Source organism: Prosthecobacter dejongeii, from assembly GCF_014203045.1.
In the GTDB taxonomy this organism is placed as follows: domain Bacteria; phylum Verrucomicrobiota; class Verrucomicrobiia; order Verrucomicrobiales; family Verrucomicrobiaceae; genus Prosthecobacter; species Prosthecobacter dejongeii.
The window spans coordinates 1,156,197-1,170,192 of the sequence record NZ_JACHIF010000001.1 but is presented as its reverse complement, the minus strand read 5'-3'; the positions used below and the strand labels follow the sequence as shown (position 1 = coordinate 1,170,192).

13 protein-coding genes are annotated in these 13,996 nt (G+C 57.9%); 8 read left to right on the top strand and 5 right to left on the bottom strand.

Annotated features, from left to right (window positions below; translation table 11 throughout):
• Window positions 1–19 precede the first annotated feature (19 nt).
• The 4 genes from HNQ64_RS04640 to HNQ64_RS04625 all read left to right on the top strand — a co-directional run bounded on the left by HNQ64_RS04640 (window position 20) and on the right by HNQ64_RS04625 (window position 5,172).
• A complete protein-coding gene (locus HNQ64_RS04640; protein WP_184205844.1) occupies window positions 20–1,015 on the top strand; it encodes a murein hydrolase activator EnvC family protein in 996 nt (331 codons plus the stop codon).
• A 37-nt stretch (window positions 1,016–1,052) separates the two neighbouring features.
• Window positions 1,053–1,517: a hypothetical protein gene (locus tag HNQ64_RS04635; protein ID WP_184205842.1), complete on the top strand. Its 465-nt coding sequence runs from the start codon at window positions 1,053–1,055 to the stop codon at window positions 1,515–1,517.
• A gap of 67 nt (window positions 1,518–1,584) precedes the next feature.
• Window positions 1,585–3,594 (top strand): ATP-dependent DNA helicase, encoded by a 2,010-nt coding sequence (locus tag HNQ64_RS04630; protein WP_184205840.1) that lies wholly within the window; start codon window positions 1,585–1,587, stop codon window positions 3,592–3,594.
• Window positions 3,595–3,681: 87 nt separating this feature from the next.
• On the top strand, window positions 3,682–5,172 hold the full coding sequence (locus HNQ64_RS04625) for a sulfatase family protein (RefSeq protein WP_184205838.1): 1,491 nt from the start codon (window positions 3,682–3,684) through the stop codon (window positions 5,170–5,172).
• A 323-nt stretch (window positions 5,173–5,495) separates the two neighbouring features.
• On the opposite strand, the gene HNQ64_RS04620 is transcribed toward HNQ64_RS04625, so the two are convergent.
• The 3 genes from HNQ64_RS04620 to HNQ64_RS04610 form a co-directional block, all read right to left on the bottom strand.
• Window positions 5,496–7,508 (bottom strand): FG-GAP repeat domain-containing protein, encoded by a 2,013-nt coding sequence (locus HNQ64_RS04620; RefSeq protein WP_184205836.1) that lies wholly within the window; start codon window positions 7,506–7,508, stop codon window positions 5,496–5,498.
• A gap of 130 nt (window positions 7,509–7,638) precedes the next feature.
• Complete coding sequence (locus tag HNQ64_RS04615; RefSeq protein ID WP_184205834.1) at window positions 7,639–8,508, bottom strand: LamG domain-containing protein; 870 nt, start codon at window positions 8,506–8,508, stop codon at window positions 7,639–7,641.
• Between the two features lie 284 nt (window positions 8,509–8,792).
• Window positions 8,793–10,397 (bottom strand): L-fucose/L-arabinose isomerase family protein, encoded by a 1,605-nt coding sequence (locus HNQ64_RS04610; RefSeq protein WP_184205832.1) that lies wholly within the window; start codon window positions 10,395–10,397, stop codon window positions 8,793–8,795.
• 155 nt (window positions 10,398–10,552) lie between these two features.
• On the opposite strand from HNQ64_RS04610, the gene HNQ64_RS04605 reads away from it, so the two are divergent.
• From HNQ64_RS04605 to HNQ64_RS04590, 4 genes are all read left to right on the top strand, one after another.
• The gene (locus HNQ64_RS04605; protein WP_184205830.1) at window positions 10,553–11,257 is read left to right on the top strand and encodes an alpha/beta fold hydrolase; all 705 of its coding nucleotides are present in this window, start codon (window positions 10,553–10,555) and stop codon (window positions 11,255–11,257) included.
• Between the two features lie 72 nt (window positions 11,258–11,329).
• Window positions 11,330–11,947 (top strand): septal ring lytic transglycosylase RlpA family protein, encoded by a 618-nt coding sequence (locus HNQ64_RS04600; protein WP_184205829.1) that lies wholly within the window; start codon window positions 11,330–11,332, stop codon window positions 11,945–11,947.
• A gap of 106 nt (window positions 11,948–12,053) precedes the next feature.
• Window positions 12,054–12,584 (top strand): NADH-quinone oxidoreductase subunit NuoB, encoded by a 531-nt coding sequence (gene nuoB / locus HNQ64_RS04595; RefSeq protein WP_184205827.1) that lies wholly within the window; start codon window positions 12,054–12,056, stop codon window positions 12,582–12,584.
• Between the two features lie 54 nt (window positions 12,585–12,638).
• A complete protein-coding gene (locus tag HNQ64_RS04590) occupies window positions 12,639–13,208 on the top strand; it encodes an NADH-quinone oxidoreductase subunit C (protein ID WP_184205825.1) in 570 nt (189 codons plus the stop codon).
• A 16-nt stretch (window positions 13,209–13,224) separates the two neighbouring features.
• On the opposite strand, the gene HNQ64_RS04585 is transcribed toward HNQ64_RS04590, so the two are convergent.
• Both HNQ64_RS04585 and HNQ64_RS04580 read right to left on the bottom strand, forming a co-directional pair.
• Complete coding sequence (locus tag HNQ64_RS04585) at window positions 13,225–13,668, bottom strand: PIN domain-containing protein (RefSeq protein ID WP_184205823.1); 444 nt, start codon at window positions 13,666–13,668, stop codon at window positions 13,225–13,227.
• Entirely contained in the window at window positions 13,665–13,922 is a 258-nt protein-coding gene (locus HNQ64_RS04580; protein WP_184205821.1) for an antitoxin, read from the bottom strand. The genes HNQ64_RS04585 and HNQ64_RS04580 overlap by 4 nt, the downstream gene beginning before the upstream one ends.
• Window positions 13,923–13,996: the final 74 nt, after the last annotated feature.

The following is a 13,996-nucleotide window of genomic DNA, read 5'->3' as shown; positions in this document are numbered from 1 at the left end:
CAGGTCTCCTCCCCCTTTTATGTCTCGCTTCCTCGCCTTCTTCCTTGCGGCCGTCACCAGTGCCAGTGCACTGGACCTAAAACTGCCGACCGACAATGGAGCCCTCCTAGTCGGGGATGGGGCGGGGTACTTCCAGTTTGTGGATCGGGACTTTGAGGGGGTGAAATCCACCCCCTGGGAAGGCGGTCAATTCGGCTTTGTGCGGGATGCGCGCCGCATCGGCCAGCGGGTGGCCTTTGCCCGTTTTCATGAAGGCATGGACATCAAGCCCACTCAGCGAGATGCCAAGGGCAATCCTCTGGATGACATCCACTCCATCCTCCCAGGCACCGTCAGTTACGTCACCGCCAGTGCAGGCCTCAGCAATTACGGTCGTTACATCGTGGTGCAGCATGATCTGCCAGAAGGCACTTTTTACTCCCTCTACGCCCATCTCGCCTCCGCCAGCGTGGCCGTGGGGGAAAAGGTGACTCACAGCACCGTCCTGGGCCGCATGGGCTACACCGGCAGCGGCATTGATCAGCGCCGAGCTCACCTGCATGTGGAGTTAAACATCCTGCTGAATCCCGCCTTTGAAACCTGGCACGCCACCCACTTTCGCACCCCGAATCATCACGGGCCCTACAATGGCATGAACCTCCTGGGTCTGGATCTCCAGGCTCTTTACCTGGCCCATGCCAAAAATCCTGACCTATCTCTCTCCAGCTTCATCCGCCAGAGTGAGGCCTGGTTTGAGCTCACCGTTCCCGCCACCGCCACGATGGACATCCTCCAGCGTTACCCATGGCTGAAGGACATCCCCACTGGCCCCGTCAGCGCCTGGAAGATCCGCTGCACCCGCTGGGGTCTCCCTGTCAGCGTGCGGGCCGCTGACCAGCCTGTCCAGAAACCCATCGTTTCCTGGGTCAAAGAAGACCCCATCCCTCACTACTACAACACTCGCGGTCTCGTGAGTAACAGCGGCCAGATCACCGCCAGCGGCCTGCAATTTGCGCAGTTGTTGATCGGGCTGTAAAGATTCGGTTTATTGATAAAATGAGGGTTCTTTTGGAATGGCCCCCACCCAAGCAGGCCGCCATCCTAAACGCTCCATGAACCGCTTTGGTGACTTCCCGTATGGTCCGTTCCTTAATGCCTTCAACACGTTGATCGGCCGCATGTTTTTGGTGGTTTTGGCGACCCTCCTCGGTTCCATGCTCGGCACCATGACGGCCTTACGAGCCTGGCAGGGACTTTGGGAAGGGCTTTTCCAAGTGGGAATGCTGAGCGTTGGCTCGCTGTTCTACGGCATCGGTTTCTTCGCCTTTCCGGCGATTCTTCTTTTTGCTCTTGGATTTGTTTTGTGGGAGTGGCGTCTCCTCTATGTCCTGATCCCGACCGTTTTGATGTGGGCAAACATCCACCGCACAGTTCGGTGGACAGAATTTGACAGCCCGCTAGCGCAAAAAATGAAGGCGCTTCAATCGGAGATTTCAAAATCCGTGCAAGACTCAGAACAGCCTGCTGCATCTCCGTAGAAGTGATTGCTGTGACATCATCACCCTCCCCACTTGCACCACCCGCCGCCCCCGGCATGATGTGCAGATGATCAGTATTCTTGAGGCCTCTGAAGGTGCTCTCGGTGGGCCCACGCTCGCGGAGAGGATGTACCTGGCCTTTTCCACGGAGGGAAAGCTGGCCCTCTCCCCCCAGTTTGAATACCGGCCCCAGCAGCAGCGCATGGCCCAACTGGTGGCGGGCGCGCTGGAGAAGAACAAGCCTCTCGTCGTAGAGGCGGCCACAGGCGTCGGAAAATCCCTGGCCTACCTCATTCCCGCCGTCCAATACGCCCTGGAGCAAGGGCGCAAGGCCATCATTTGCACGCACACGATCAACCTTCAGGAGCAGCTCATCCACAAGGACATCCCGATCGTCAAAAAGATCCTCGGCCCCTTCCATGCCGAGCTGCTGAAAGGCCGCAGCAACTACCTCTGCCCCACCCGCCTGAAGAACGCCTACTCCCACAGTGGCGATCTCTTCAGCAGCAGCGAGACGGCGGAGCTGCAGCTCATCGAAGACTTCTTTCGCGACAATCCCTCCGCCACGCTGAGTGAGATGGACTTCACCCCTGGGGCCCGCGTTTGGTCCCTGGTGTGCAGTGAGCCCCATGCCTGCACCCCCCGCCGCTGCCCACCCGGCAGCGGCTGCGTGTACCAGGACGTGCGCCGGCGCATGGCCGAGGCCGATGTGCTGGTGCTGAACCACACGCTCTTTTTCACCCTGCTGGCCTCCGCCGAAGAAGGCCCGCTGGCGGATGATACCAACTTCATCTTCCCGCGTGACTTCGTCATTCTGGACGAAGCCCACACGATCGAAAACATCGCCGCGAAGGCCTTCGGCATCCACGTCAGCGAATCCAACATTCGTTTTGAGCTGGGCCGTCTCTTCAATCCGAAGACCCGCAAAGGCTTCTTCCAATCTCTGGGCGAGCAAGACGGCACTCGCGAGGTATCCCAGTGCCTAGGCATGGTGGAAAGTTTCTTCCGCACGGCGGAAAACGCCTGCAAGTTCAGCGGCCCCTACGCCAAGGAATTTCGCGTGCGCGAGCCGGAGCTGGTGGAGGACACCCTTTCCCTGCCCCTGCAACGCGTGGCGCGCATCGCCCAAAAGGCGGGAGACGCTGCCAAAAGCGAAGGCCAAAAGCTAGAGCTGCTGGACATCGCCAAACGACTCGGAGCCCTGCGCCTAGCCATCAGTTCCTTTCTGGATCAGAGTGAGGAAGGCCATGTCTATTGGGCCGAACGCAGCGGTGGGGACAACAAGATCGTCTCCTTTCACAGCGCCCCGATTGACGTCGCGCCCAAGCTGGAAAGCATCTTCTTCACCGGCACCAAGGCCTGTGTTTTCACCAGCGCCACTCTGGGCGTGGGCGATGATGTGAAGCTGAACTACTTCCGCAAACGCGTGGGGGCCTACAAAGCGCAAGCTGCCACCATCGAGAGCCCGTTCGACTTCAAAAAGCAGATGAAGCTTTACCTGGTGAAGCGCATGCCCGAGCCCGGGCGGCCTGAATACCAGGATGCGATGATCGAACAGATCGAGTACTTCCTGGGCCTGTCTAAAGGCCGCGCCTTTGTGCTCTTCACCAGCTACAGCCAGATGACCGCCCTGGCGGATCGCATCGAGGACTTCTGCCTGGATCATGGCTGGCGTCTGCTCGTTCAAGGGCGCGGCATGCCCCGGCACCAGATGCTGCATGAGTTCAAGAAAGACACGCACAGCATTCTCTTCGGCACAGACAGCTTCTGGACCGGGGTGGATGTCCCGGGCGAGGCCCTGAGCAACGTCATCATCACCCGCCTGCCCTTTGCCGTGCCAGATCACCCCGTCACCGCCTCCCGCCTGGAGTATTTGGAAGAGCAGGGCCTGAACAGCTTCAGCGAGTACAGCGTGCCGGAGGCCATCCTGAAGCTTCGCCAAGGCGTGGGTCGCCTTATTCGCACGCAGCAGGACAAGGGGATGGTCGTCATCCTCGACAACCGTATTCTCACTAAGCCCTACGGCCGCGCCTTCATGGCCAGCCTGCCGGATTGCCCGACAGAGATCGTGGGGTGAGTGCGCATTTTTTGTGCCTCGCAGAAATGTGCTGGAAATCTGGATAAAAGGTCGCTGCCCAACGTTAGCAGGGAATCGACGCCTCCCATGTTCCGCGCCCTTCTTTCCCTCACGCTCCTTTTCACATCATTGGTTAGCGCCACTGAACGGCCTAACCTCATCCTCATCATTGCAGATGATGTGAGCTGGGATGACCTAGGCTGTTATGGCAACAGCGCGGCCCGCACGCCAAACCTCGACAAGCTGGCGGCGCAAGGACGCCGTTTTGATGAAGCGTATCTCACGGCCAGCAGTTGCAGCCCCAGCCGCTCCAGTGTCATCACGGGCCGTTACCCGCACAACAACGGGCGTGCTTCGGAGCTGCATCAGCCCATTGCCGCGCACCTACCGTGGTTCCCACGTTTGCTGAAAGACGCTGGTTATTACACCGCGCTGGTGGGCAAACATCACATGACCTCCGACAAGCCTGCCGAGGGTGAAAAACCGCAGCCACCGCCTTTCGATCTCGTCGAGGCTGGAAATGAGCCCGGCAACAAAGGCGGACATGCCACCTGGGTGAAAACCCTGCAAGAGCGCCCCAAGGACAAACCTATCTTTGGCTGGTTCGCCTCCCTGGATGCCCACCGGGACTGGGATGCGGATAAGGACTGGAAGGAAGATCTTTACGGTCCCAAACATGACCCTGCCAAGGTCGTCGTACCGCCTTTCCTGAATGACGATGCGGAGACGCGGCAAGACTTGGCCTCCTACTACAATGAGATCACCCGGCTGGATTATTTCGTGGGTCAGGTAGTGGCGGAGCTGGAGAAACAAGGTGCGCTGGACAACACCCTGCTGCTCATGATGGCGGACAATGGCCGCGCCTTCCCCCGTGCCAAAACCCGCCTGCATGACTCCGGCATGAAGACGCCCTTCATTGCCCAATGGCCCGCTGGCATCGGCCAACCTGGCACCCCCAGCCAGAGCCTCGTCAGCGCCATAGACGTAGCCCCCACCATGCTCGGCCTAGCCCAGGTCCCCGTCCCACCCAGCATGCAGGGCGTGAGCTTCGCTCCCGTTCTGACCAAGCCTGAAGCCATCGTTCGTCAGCATGCTTTTTCAGAACACAACTGGCATGACTACGCCGCCCATGGCCGCGCGGTGAGATCCGAAGGTTTTCTTCTGATCCGCAACAACCGCCCCCAGGAGCCCTGGCAAGGCCCGGCAGACTCCGTGCGGTCTCCATCCTACCTGCAACTGCGCCAAGCCCGCGACGCTGGCCAGCTCACCCCCGCCCAGGTCGATGTGTTCCTGGCCCCACGTCCCAAGGAAGAACTCTATCGGACCGCAGCCGATCCTAACCAACTTTCCAACCTCGCTGACGACCCCGACTATGCCTCAGTGAAAGCCCGTTTAGCCAATCTTCTGGACCAATGGACCGAACAGACCGGCGACAGCGCCCCTGCCGATGTTTCCAAAGACATGTTCGACCGTGAAACCGGCGAGTCCCTCTACAAACGCCGCGATACCTCCTATCGCGGCACCCCCGCCGGCTGGGACCGCGAAGCCGCCAAAATCAATGTACCTGGACCACGCTGAGCGTTCAGCCAGTCCTCCGACTAAAAACAACACGCTCGATGCAGCCAAAGTAGCAAGAGCTTTAGCTCGCCAAAGCTCCGTATTAAATTCGATTCGTTACTGCACCCGATCCAATCACGAGTGGCACGGATTCAATCGTAGGACGGATGTGTCCGGCGCTGAAGATGCCAAAGCTCTCCCACCCCACCGCCGGATTATCCGTCTTTCTGGGAGGCCCCGCAACACCAGCGAGCATCATCCTCCATTCCAAGACACGGCACTTGGCAAGTGCCGCTCCTTGGGGGATCCCTCTCCAACTCGCCTAACAAACGATGCCGAACCCACTACTTCGACTTCGGATTCCGCAAGTAGTAGAGGTGACCGTCTTCCGCACCACCGACGAAGTCAGGGATGCCGTCGTCATTAAAATCCACCGTCGTAGGGCTCACGTCGTGACCTTCAATGTTGGCATCGGAGAGCAGGCCCATGTCAGCGAAGAACCACTTCCCGTCGGCACCGGAAGTCTGGCGGATGAAGTTGGCATTCGCGGAGTTCAGCAGGATGTCCAGCTTGCCATCGCTGTCCCAGTCCATGATGCAGATCTTACGGCGACCGCTTTTGCCAGCGATGCCTGCATTCAGGCGCAGAGCTTCACCAGCCTTCATCTCCACAGGATTGCGCACTTTCAGATGTGCCAGCGCCTTGTCCACCACACCGGGAGCCTGGGCCGCTTTGTCCGCGCAGAAGACGCGCTTCGGATGCTGGAGGATGAGCTTGCCGTCTTTTTTGGCTCGTTCAAAAAAGGCCAAGTAACCTTCCTGGTCCAGCATGACGAGGTCCATCAGGCCGTCCTTGTTCCAATCCACCGCCACCGGAGTGGTGCGCCACTGCGTCAGCAGGGCTTTGCCTTTGGGCTTGAGCCAGCCGTAGGCGAGATGGGGCTGAGGGCCGTTCCACTCCACATCCACAGGCTGCGCTGCACCCAGCTTCGGTTTGGCACGGGTGCCGATGTTTTTGTACCACACGACTTTGCCCAAAATGGAGTTCAGCACGAGATCCGGCAGGCCATCACCATCCCAGTCCGCCACAGTCTGCGTGGTGTAACCCCACTTTGCCTCGCAAGGGCCTTGAATGGAACCATTCGGGCCAGCCATCGGACGAATCGCTTTGCCTTCAGCCTCTAGGCGCACTGGTGCTGCCCATTTCGGCTTCTCCACACTTTTGCCACTGAGGTTTTCAATGAAGGCGACATAACCAGCGGTGTTACCACAAATGAGATCCATGTCACCATCGCCATCCCAGTCAAAACCGACAGGCGTCACCAGGGCACCAAATTTGATCTGATCCGCCTCCTGCTGGAAATAAACGGGCTCTTTGAAGACCGGGGCTTTTTCCGCCAGTTTGCCTGTGTTTTCTACCAGGGCCACACGACCGTCTTCATCACCCACGATGAGGTCCATGTCGCCATCCTTGTCCCAGTCAAAGGCCGTGGGGGTGATCATCTCCAGGTCCATGGTCAGGTAGTTGCCTGTCTCAGCTTTCAGGCGCTTGCTCAGCGCATACTTCGGCTGGGTGCGGCTGCCGGTGTTTTCAAAATAGGTGAAGCCGTCCAGGAACTCACCACACAGCAGGTCCAAGTCACCATCGCCATCGAAATCGGCAAAGTTCGGCGATGGCCACCCGAAGGTCTCCACAGGACGATCTGTGGCCATGACCTTCTTCGCTTTGTCGTAGGTCGGCTTGTCGTTGCTGCCTGTGTTGCGCAGGAGGTAAACATACCCGCGAATGGGCCCATTCATCCAGCGGCCATTGGCATCGTAGGCATTGTCCCAGCCATACTCCGTCCAGTCCCCCACACCGACGATGAGATCCTGCTGACCATCGCCATCGTAGTCCACGCTGCGCCACATGTTGGCGCGCACTTTGTTCATGTGGATGTTCTTTGCGGGTCCGAGTTTGACCTCCTGCTCAATGCCCGTTTTCAGGAAATCTGGATGCACCATGCCTGGCGTCATGACCACGGGCTTGCCATCCACATAACTGACCTGGACATTCTGCGCGCCTTTGCTGAAACGGACACCAGGCTTAAACACGGGCATCTTGTTTTTGGCCGTGTCACCCGTGGCATTTTCAAAGAAGTAGATGCCGTTGTAAGGCTTGTCCGGGCAGTTCACCACCAAGTCCAGGTCGCCATCGCGATCGAAGTCCATCGGCATCGGCCAGGCCCACAGACCCACGCCCAGATCCACCACGAGGCCGGGGTTGTTATACTTCAGCGGGGTCAGCGTATCATTCGCGGCAGCATGGCCGGAAAATAGCGCCGTGAGCGCAACGAGGCAGAAATGGGAAGGCTTCATGGTCGGTCGGTTGGGGAGACAGGGAGTCCACCCGCAGCATGAGAGAGTTTACCCAAAAGCACAAACTTTTGCCGCTGCGGATTCTTGCTGGGTGATTGACGATGTTTGACTTGGAGAGTTCTGGCGAGCCTCACTTGTGACCAGACGCATGCAGTTCCCGCACACCCGTTTTCAGGCTGCCCAGTTGTCTGACCTCGGCCTCCGTCAGGGCCCGGTTAAAGACCGCCAGGTCATCCATGTGGCCCACGTAGGCGGCCCCCAGCACCAGCCAGACTTGGGCAGGGTCCCAAGCAAAGGTGAGGTCCCAGTTTTCAATGCTGCCCTTCAGCTCGCCATTCATGTAAAGGCGTCCAGCGGGCTTGCGAGTCTTGTCATTGATGTTTTCCACTGTGAAGACCACATGGGTCCAGGCCTCGCGGGAAAACGGTGCGCGTGCCCGCTCCACCTGCACCATGGGGCGTTTATCGAAAGGGATGTCTGCCCACTGAATGTTCGTGGGGTTCCAGATCTCAAACAAGGGTCGGATGGCGTAGCGGAAATAGCGCGGGGTTTCATCCTTCGACCACTCCAGAAAAATGAAGCCCTTTTTACCATCGTCTCCCACAATCTGCACGGGATCGCAATAACCGGGCTCCAGGTCTTTATCCGGATCCAGCCGTAACCACACGGAGACCGTGCTGCTCCAGCTTTGGCCATTGTAACCCAGCACGCCTGCGTCTTTGTATTGAGGCCTTGTCAGTCCCTTTTTAGGGAACCACAGCGAGTTACCAAACTTGCCCTCTCCGGGCGCGATCTTCGCCTCCTCATTCGGCACCGCCGCTACCATTTCCTTACCCTTTTTCACGTAGCTGAGTTTGTCTCCCTTGGAGAAGTCGGCCTGGAGATCCTGATCAAACGACGCATGAAAAGTCAGGGCCGAGCGCAAGGCACTGAGGTCCTGAGCAAAGGTGCTCAATGGCAGCCAAGCACTGGCCAGGCAGAGGAAGAAGGAAGGTCTCATAGTGGTAGCGACGAAAAACTTCCCTCAATACAGCCTCAATAGACCGTTTCTTTAACGGCAGGCCACACAGGTCACTTTGAGATGCTTTTTGGTGACAGCTGAAAGAACTTTCTACATGAGGGACTCAAGAAAGTACTCCCGAGCTTTAGCTCGCCACCACGTTGATTGACCAGAACATACGCGATCTAAGGAGAAGGACTCACATCGAAAAGAAGTGAATCTCTTCCCCAAAAAAACTAGCACGAAGCTGGTCTCAATCCAAAGGCCGCAGCACCTCACCGCCCTCACCCCAGTTTCACATCGCCACACAGAGACACGTGGATGCCCAGTTCACTCATGGCAGCGGCCTTGATGCGGGCAGCACGATGCGCCTGCTTTTCATTGGGGGTGTACACGACCTGGATGTGGTTGGACTTGTGGCGGGCCATCATCTGATCTCGCGAAACGCCTTTCAGCACGGCGTGCATGATGGGCCACTGGGGGGTGGTTTCCTGCCAACGACGTTCGGTTTCCTCGGCAGGAAGTTTGACCACCTCGGCCACACCGATGTCGCAATGCAGCGCGCCATCCATGACGAAGACGCGGCTCCAGACGATGTGGCCCGGTTTGCTGATGCCCTTCATCGTGCCGCCGCCGAGACGGAAGTACATGGCCGGCTGGCGCTCCGTGCTCGCCCCTTTCCAACCGCCGATGAAGTGGGCCGGAGGGGCCGCGCCGCTGATGAGGAGCACCCAGACATAATCTTTGTTATACTTCTGGCCCCAGCGGAGATCGTGCAGGGTGTTTTCAGGGGCAAAGCCGAGCTCGCGCCACAGCCGATAGGTCACCAGACCATCCAGTCCTGCGCATTCGTCCACTTCATTGAAGTGCGGCAAGGCCTCTCCTTCAAAAAGCACACGTTTGCCATCGGCACTGCGCACGGGTGGGCGGTCTGTGTTGTTAAGCATGCCCTCCACGAGGTCGCTGGCTGGCGTGAGATCCTTCAGCCCCTGCTGGTATTGGATGCCGATGGCGTCGCAGCCAAATTCATCCGCCATGCGGACGGCGGCGATGTACATTTTACACTGGAGGAGGATCTGCGCCTCGGTGAGCTCCGTGGCTTCATCTTGGCCTAACTGCATTTGCAATCCCTTCTTCTTCAGCCAGGCATAGGCTTCCACCGCATCCTCATCGCTCACGGTCTGCATGGCTGCATAGAGACTGGACTGGCTGAGTCTTTCTTTAAAGCAGCCGGTGGCGTGAAAAAGATTGTCCGGGATAATGGCATTGTACATGCCCATGCAGCCTTCATCGAAGACGCCGAGAATCGCCTTGTGATTGCGGAAACGACGCCCGAAATCCCGGCCCAGACTTTCATCCTCCTGCGGCAGCTTCAGCAGGGAAAGATCGCGCACATGGGACTGGTCATGCGTCACGGCACCCGTATCGAGCCATTCACGCAGGCCATTTTTAAAATAGGCATCGGTGAAGGTCTCGCTCCAGAGCGTGGAGTAGGTCACGCCGGCCTTGGTCAGCGACGCATTCAGATTCAGCAGGCCCACGAGGCCGGGCCACTGGCCGCTCCAGTTCGCCACGGTCAAGATGGGGCCGCGATGCGTGCTAAGCCCCGCGAGCACGTGATGCGAATATTGCCACACCGCCTCTGCCACGATGATGGGCGCATCTGGGTCCACCGTGCGAAAGACCTCGATCCCCTCACGCTGACTGGCGATGAAGCCGTGCTTTTTCTTGGCATCGTATGGATGAGCACGTTTGACCTCATAACCTTCGGCTTTAAGAGCTTTGGCCAAAGCGTCTTCCATGGCCTTCTGGGCAGGCCAGCAGGTTTGGTTGGCGGAAAGTCGGAGGTCGCCGCTGGCGACGAGCTGGATGGCGCGATGGTTGGGCATGATCTCTTAAGCATCTTCCAAAACAAGCTCCTCAAGCAATGCCTCGGTGCTGCTCATTCTTGCTGGGTGTTTGACGATTCTTGACCCTGGCCACCTCCGATTGTCCTGCACAGCCAAAAGTTGACCAAAAGACGTTCTCGCTGCATTAGTACCCTATGAAACCTACCCAGCGCGACATCGTGGTTTTGATCCACGGGCTCGGGCGTTCGCCTCGCAGTCTGCTGGCGTTGCGTTTCTGGTTATGGCGGGCGGGTTACAGGGTCATCAGCGTGAGCTACCCCTCCCGTCGTGTCACAGTGCAGAAAGCCGTGGATCAATGGTTAAAACCTGTTTTAGCTAAACTGCGACTGACCAAGGGCACGCGCGTTCATTTTGTCACGCACTCTCTGGGCGGTATCCTGTTCCGGGCCTGGGCAGAGAACCGAGACCCGTCCTTCCCTCTCGGCCGCACCGTGATGTTAGGCCCGCCGAATCAAGGCAGCGAGGTGCTTGCGCAACTGGGGGAGTCGCCCTGGTTGCGTCGTTTGTTAGGCCCCGTCATTCATGAGCTGGGGGTGGATGAAACAAGCACTCCGCGCAGGCTTGGGGCCGTGCCGCCCGGCACCGGCATCATCATGGGAAATAAGCCTGTGATTACCCTTTTCCGTGATCTCTTGGGCCCCGAGTCCGATGGCATCGTCACCGTCGCGGGGGGTTGGGTTGCAGGGCAGGCAGATTTCATGGTCACGCAGGCAGACCACACATTCATGATGTGGCGGCCCCGGGTGCTGCGGGCGGTGGAGCGTTTTTTGAAGGAGGGTGCCTTCATCTCCCACACGGAGTGGGCCATGGCTGACAACTTATCGCCCGCATCCTCCTAGACCCCATTGTCGAAGCTTTCTTAATTTCTAAGAGTGACGAAGCGCACTTCTTTGTGTAAAAACCATGCCTGCATGTTTTGTCGCTGGTTTCTCTGTCTCTCCATGCTGGCCCTGGTCAGTTGCGCCTCACGTCCACCTGCCCACAGGGAGCAGGGCTGGGCCTCCTATGTCGCAGACCAATACACCGGACGACCTACCTCTTCAGGTGAGATCTATTATCCACAAGCTTACACCGCTGCCCACACCACCTTGCCCTTTGGCACCGTGGTGACGGTGAAAAACATGCTCAATGGCCGCACGGTGAATGTCACCGTCAATGATCGCTTTCCCTATTATCAGGGACGTGTGATCAATCTCTCCAGCGCCGCTGCCCAGCAGATCGGCATCCCCTACATGCAGATGGGTCAGGTGGAGGTCACGGCTCAAACGGTGGCTCGAGGAAACTACGGCGCCCCAGCCCAGCCACAGTATGGGGGCTATGCCCAGCAGCCCGCTTACTCCCCACGGCCTGCGGCACCTCCATCTTACTCGCCACAGCCTGCCTACGGGGGCTACACCCCGCAGCCCACCACCCCCTCTTACTCAGCTCCCGCTGCCACTTACCAAGTGCAGCAACCCGCAGGCGGTGCCCCTAACGCACCTGGATTTAACGGAACCAGCAGCACCCCTCCTGGTCTGAAGACCTTCTAAATGATACTTCACGGGCTGCCCGAGCTTGTGAAAACTTTCACAAACGGGTTGCCGGGGGGGGAGCCGGGGCGTATTTCTTCCATCGTTAACCTCTTTTTCCAACGCCATGGTCGCCCCTGCTGAAACCGAAGCCTCCTACGATTCCAAAATCGAGGGCAATGTCGTCGTCACCAAGCTGGACTCTGCGGTCAACTGGATGCGCAAGAACTCCCTCTGGCCGATGCCCATGGGCCTCGCCTGCTGTGCCATCGAGATGATGGCCTCCGCTTGCAGCCGTTATGACCTCAGCCGCTTTGGCATGGAGGTCATGCGCTTTTCCCCCCGTCAGGCGGATGTGATGATCGTCGCAGGCACAGTGACTTACAAAATGGCCCTGGCCGTGAAACGCGTGTGGGACCAGATGCCGGAGCCCAAGTGGTGCATCGCCATGGGTGCCTGTGCCTCCAGCGGTGGCATGTATCGCAGTTACGCTGTGCTTCAGGGCATTGATCACCTGATCCCAGTGGACGTGTACATCTCGGGCTGCCCTCCACGCCCGGAAGCTCTCATGGAAGGTCTGATGCGCTTGCAGCGTAAAATCGAAGGCGAGCACTCCATCTCCGAGCAGAAGCAGGAATTGATCAACGAGCTGTCCTAATTTTAGGCCCGTCAAAAATCGTCAAAAGGACAACAAGCCGCACCGAATCGCATCATGAACGCCGCGCAAATGGTCACCGCCCTGAAGGAAAAATTCGGCGATGCCGTCCTCAGCACCACCGAATTTCGGGGCGAGCACACCCTGCAAGTTTCCTTGACCAGTGTGAAATCGCTGCTCAAATACTGCCGTGACGAGCTGAACTTCGATTACCTCGTGGACATCTCCAGCCTGGATCACATGGGCCAGGAACCGCGTTTTGAAATGGTCTATGAAGTGTATGGCTACGGCCATCACCAGCACCTGCGCATCAAGGCCCAGATCCCCGATGAAGAAGAACCCGCCACCGTCAGTGACATCTGGCCCACGGCCGACTGGCATGAGCGTGAAGTCTGGGACATGATGGGCATCAAATTCGCCGGTCATCCCGATCTGCGCCGCATCCTCATGTGGGAAGGTTACCCCTACTTCCCCCTGCGCAAAGACTTCCCCCTCGCCGGCAAACCCAGCGACATGCCCGAAGTCGGCTTCACTGGCATCGCCCCCATGGCAGACGGTCCCTTCGTCACCAGCGCAGGTGCCCCAGACACCGTGGCCCGCGAGCCGCGCGCAAAGCGGGTGGAGTAGTGTTTGGCAGCCCTGGTTATTCTTCGAGAGGATTCCAGACGCGCTTAAAGCCCATCCCTTCAAAGTCCTTCAAGTTCACGGTAGCAAACTCCGTGACTCCTTGAAGAGTGAGCGACAGCGCGATTCTCAAATCAAAAGCTTTTCGTCGCGCAAAATTTTTCATTCTTAGGTGCGGCCAATAAAGGTCATGAAACACCTTACTGTCCGGAGGAAAACCCAAGATTTGCCATCGCGGGTGACAGCGAAAAGCCTCACAAACAGCCACTGCTTCGGGAGCATCTAAAGGCTTGAGAAGCACCACTGGATTTCGTAACAATCCGTAGAGTTCGACTAAAACGAACTCCGAGATAGCCACCTCATCACGATCTTGTAAACCCATCACAAACAAAAACGCCTTCGCATGATCTGGGTGGTCTGGATTGACAGCTGGTAGCAAAATATTCGTGTCGAGAGCAATCATGACTGATCGAGACCTCGCATGGATTCTTCCTCACTGGAAATGTCTCTAAGTTTGTCCAGAGGAACCAGGGCGCGACCCGCAGATACCTTGGGCAGAACCCATTTTTGAGGCTCGGCTATCGGCTGTGGGAACCGAGCTAAAAACAGCTCAATTCCACGTCTAGCAATCTCGGCTAAAGAAAGCTCTTTCTGCTCTGCCAAAGCTTTGGCCCGGCGATAAAGCTCATCGGGAAGCTGGATTTGCGTACGCGTCATGATGTCAATTATACATCCTTTTTGAAAGCCGTCAATTTTACATCAGCAACCTATTTCATAGGGCTATGCATTAT

What these genes read in the sequence shown, in the direction of transcription:
- HNQ64_RS04640 (WP_184205844.1), top strand. Translation starts at nt 20, where the DNA reads ATGTCTCGCTTCCTCGCCTTCTTCCTTGCGGCCGTCACCAGTGCCAGT.
- HNQ64_RS04620 (WP_184205836.1), bottom strand. Translation starts at nt 7,508, where the DNA reads ATGAAGCCTTCCCATTTCTGCCTCGTTGCGCTCACGGCGCTATTTTCC.
- HNQ64_RS04615 (WP_184205834.1), bottom strand. Translation starts at nt 8,508, where the DNA reads ATGAGACCTTCCTTCTTCCTCTGCCTGGCCAGTGCTTGGCTGCCATTG.
- HNQ64_RS04600 (WP_184205829.1), top strand. Translation starts at nt 11,330, where the DNA reads ATGTTTTGTCGCTGGTTTCTCTGTCTCTCCATGCTGGCCCTGGTCAGT.
- HNQ64_RS04630 (WP_184205840.1), top strand. Translation starts at nt 1,585, where the DNA reads ATGATCAGTATTCTTGAGGCCTCTGAAGGTGCTCTCGGTGGGCCCACG.
- HNQ64_RS04590 (WP_184205825.1), top strand. Translation starts at nt 12,639, where the DNA reads ATGAACGCCGCGCAAATGGTCACCGCCCTGAAGGAAAAATTCGGCGAT.
- HNQ64_RS04585 (WP_184205823.1), bottom strand. Translation starts at nt 13,668, where the DNA reads ATGATTGCTCTCGACACGAATATTTTGCTACCAGCTGTCAATCCAGAC.
- HNQ64_RS04580 (WP_184205821.1), bottom strand. Translation starts at nt 13,922, where the DNA reads ATGACGCGTACGCAAATCCAGCTTCCCGATGAGCTTTATCGCCGGGCC.
- nuoB (WP_184205827.1), top strand. Translation starts at nt 12,054, where the DNA reads ATGGTCGCCCCTGCTGAAACCGAAGCCTCCTACGATTCCAAAATCGAG.
- HNQ64_RS04625 (WP_184205838.1), top strand. Translation starts at nt 3,682, where the DNA reads ATGTTCCGCGCCCTTCTTTCCCTCACGCTCCTTTTCACATCATTGGTT.
- HNQ64_RS04605 (WP_184205830.1), top strand. Translation starts at nt 10,553, where the DNA reads ATGAAACCTACCCAGCGCGACATCGTGGTTTTGATCCACGGGCTCGGG.
- HNQ64_RS04635 (WP_184205842.1), top strand. Translation starts at nt 1,053, where the DNA reads ATGGCCCCCACCCAAGCAGGCCGCCATCCTAAACGCTCCATGAACCGC.
- HNQ64_RS04610 (WP_184205832.1), bottom strand. Translation starts at nt 10,397, where the DNA reads ATGCCCAACCATCGCGCCATCCAGCTCGTCGCCAGCGGCGACCTCCGA.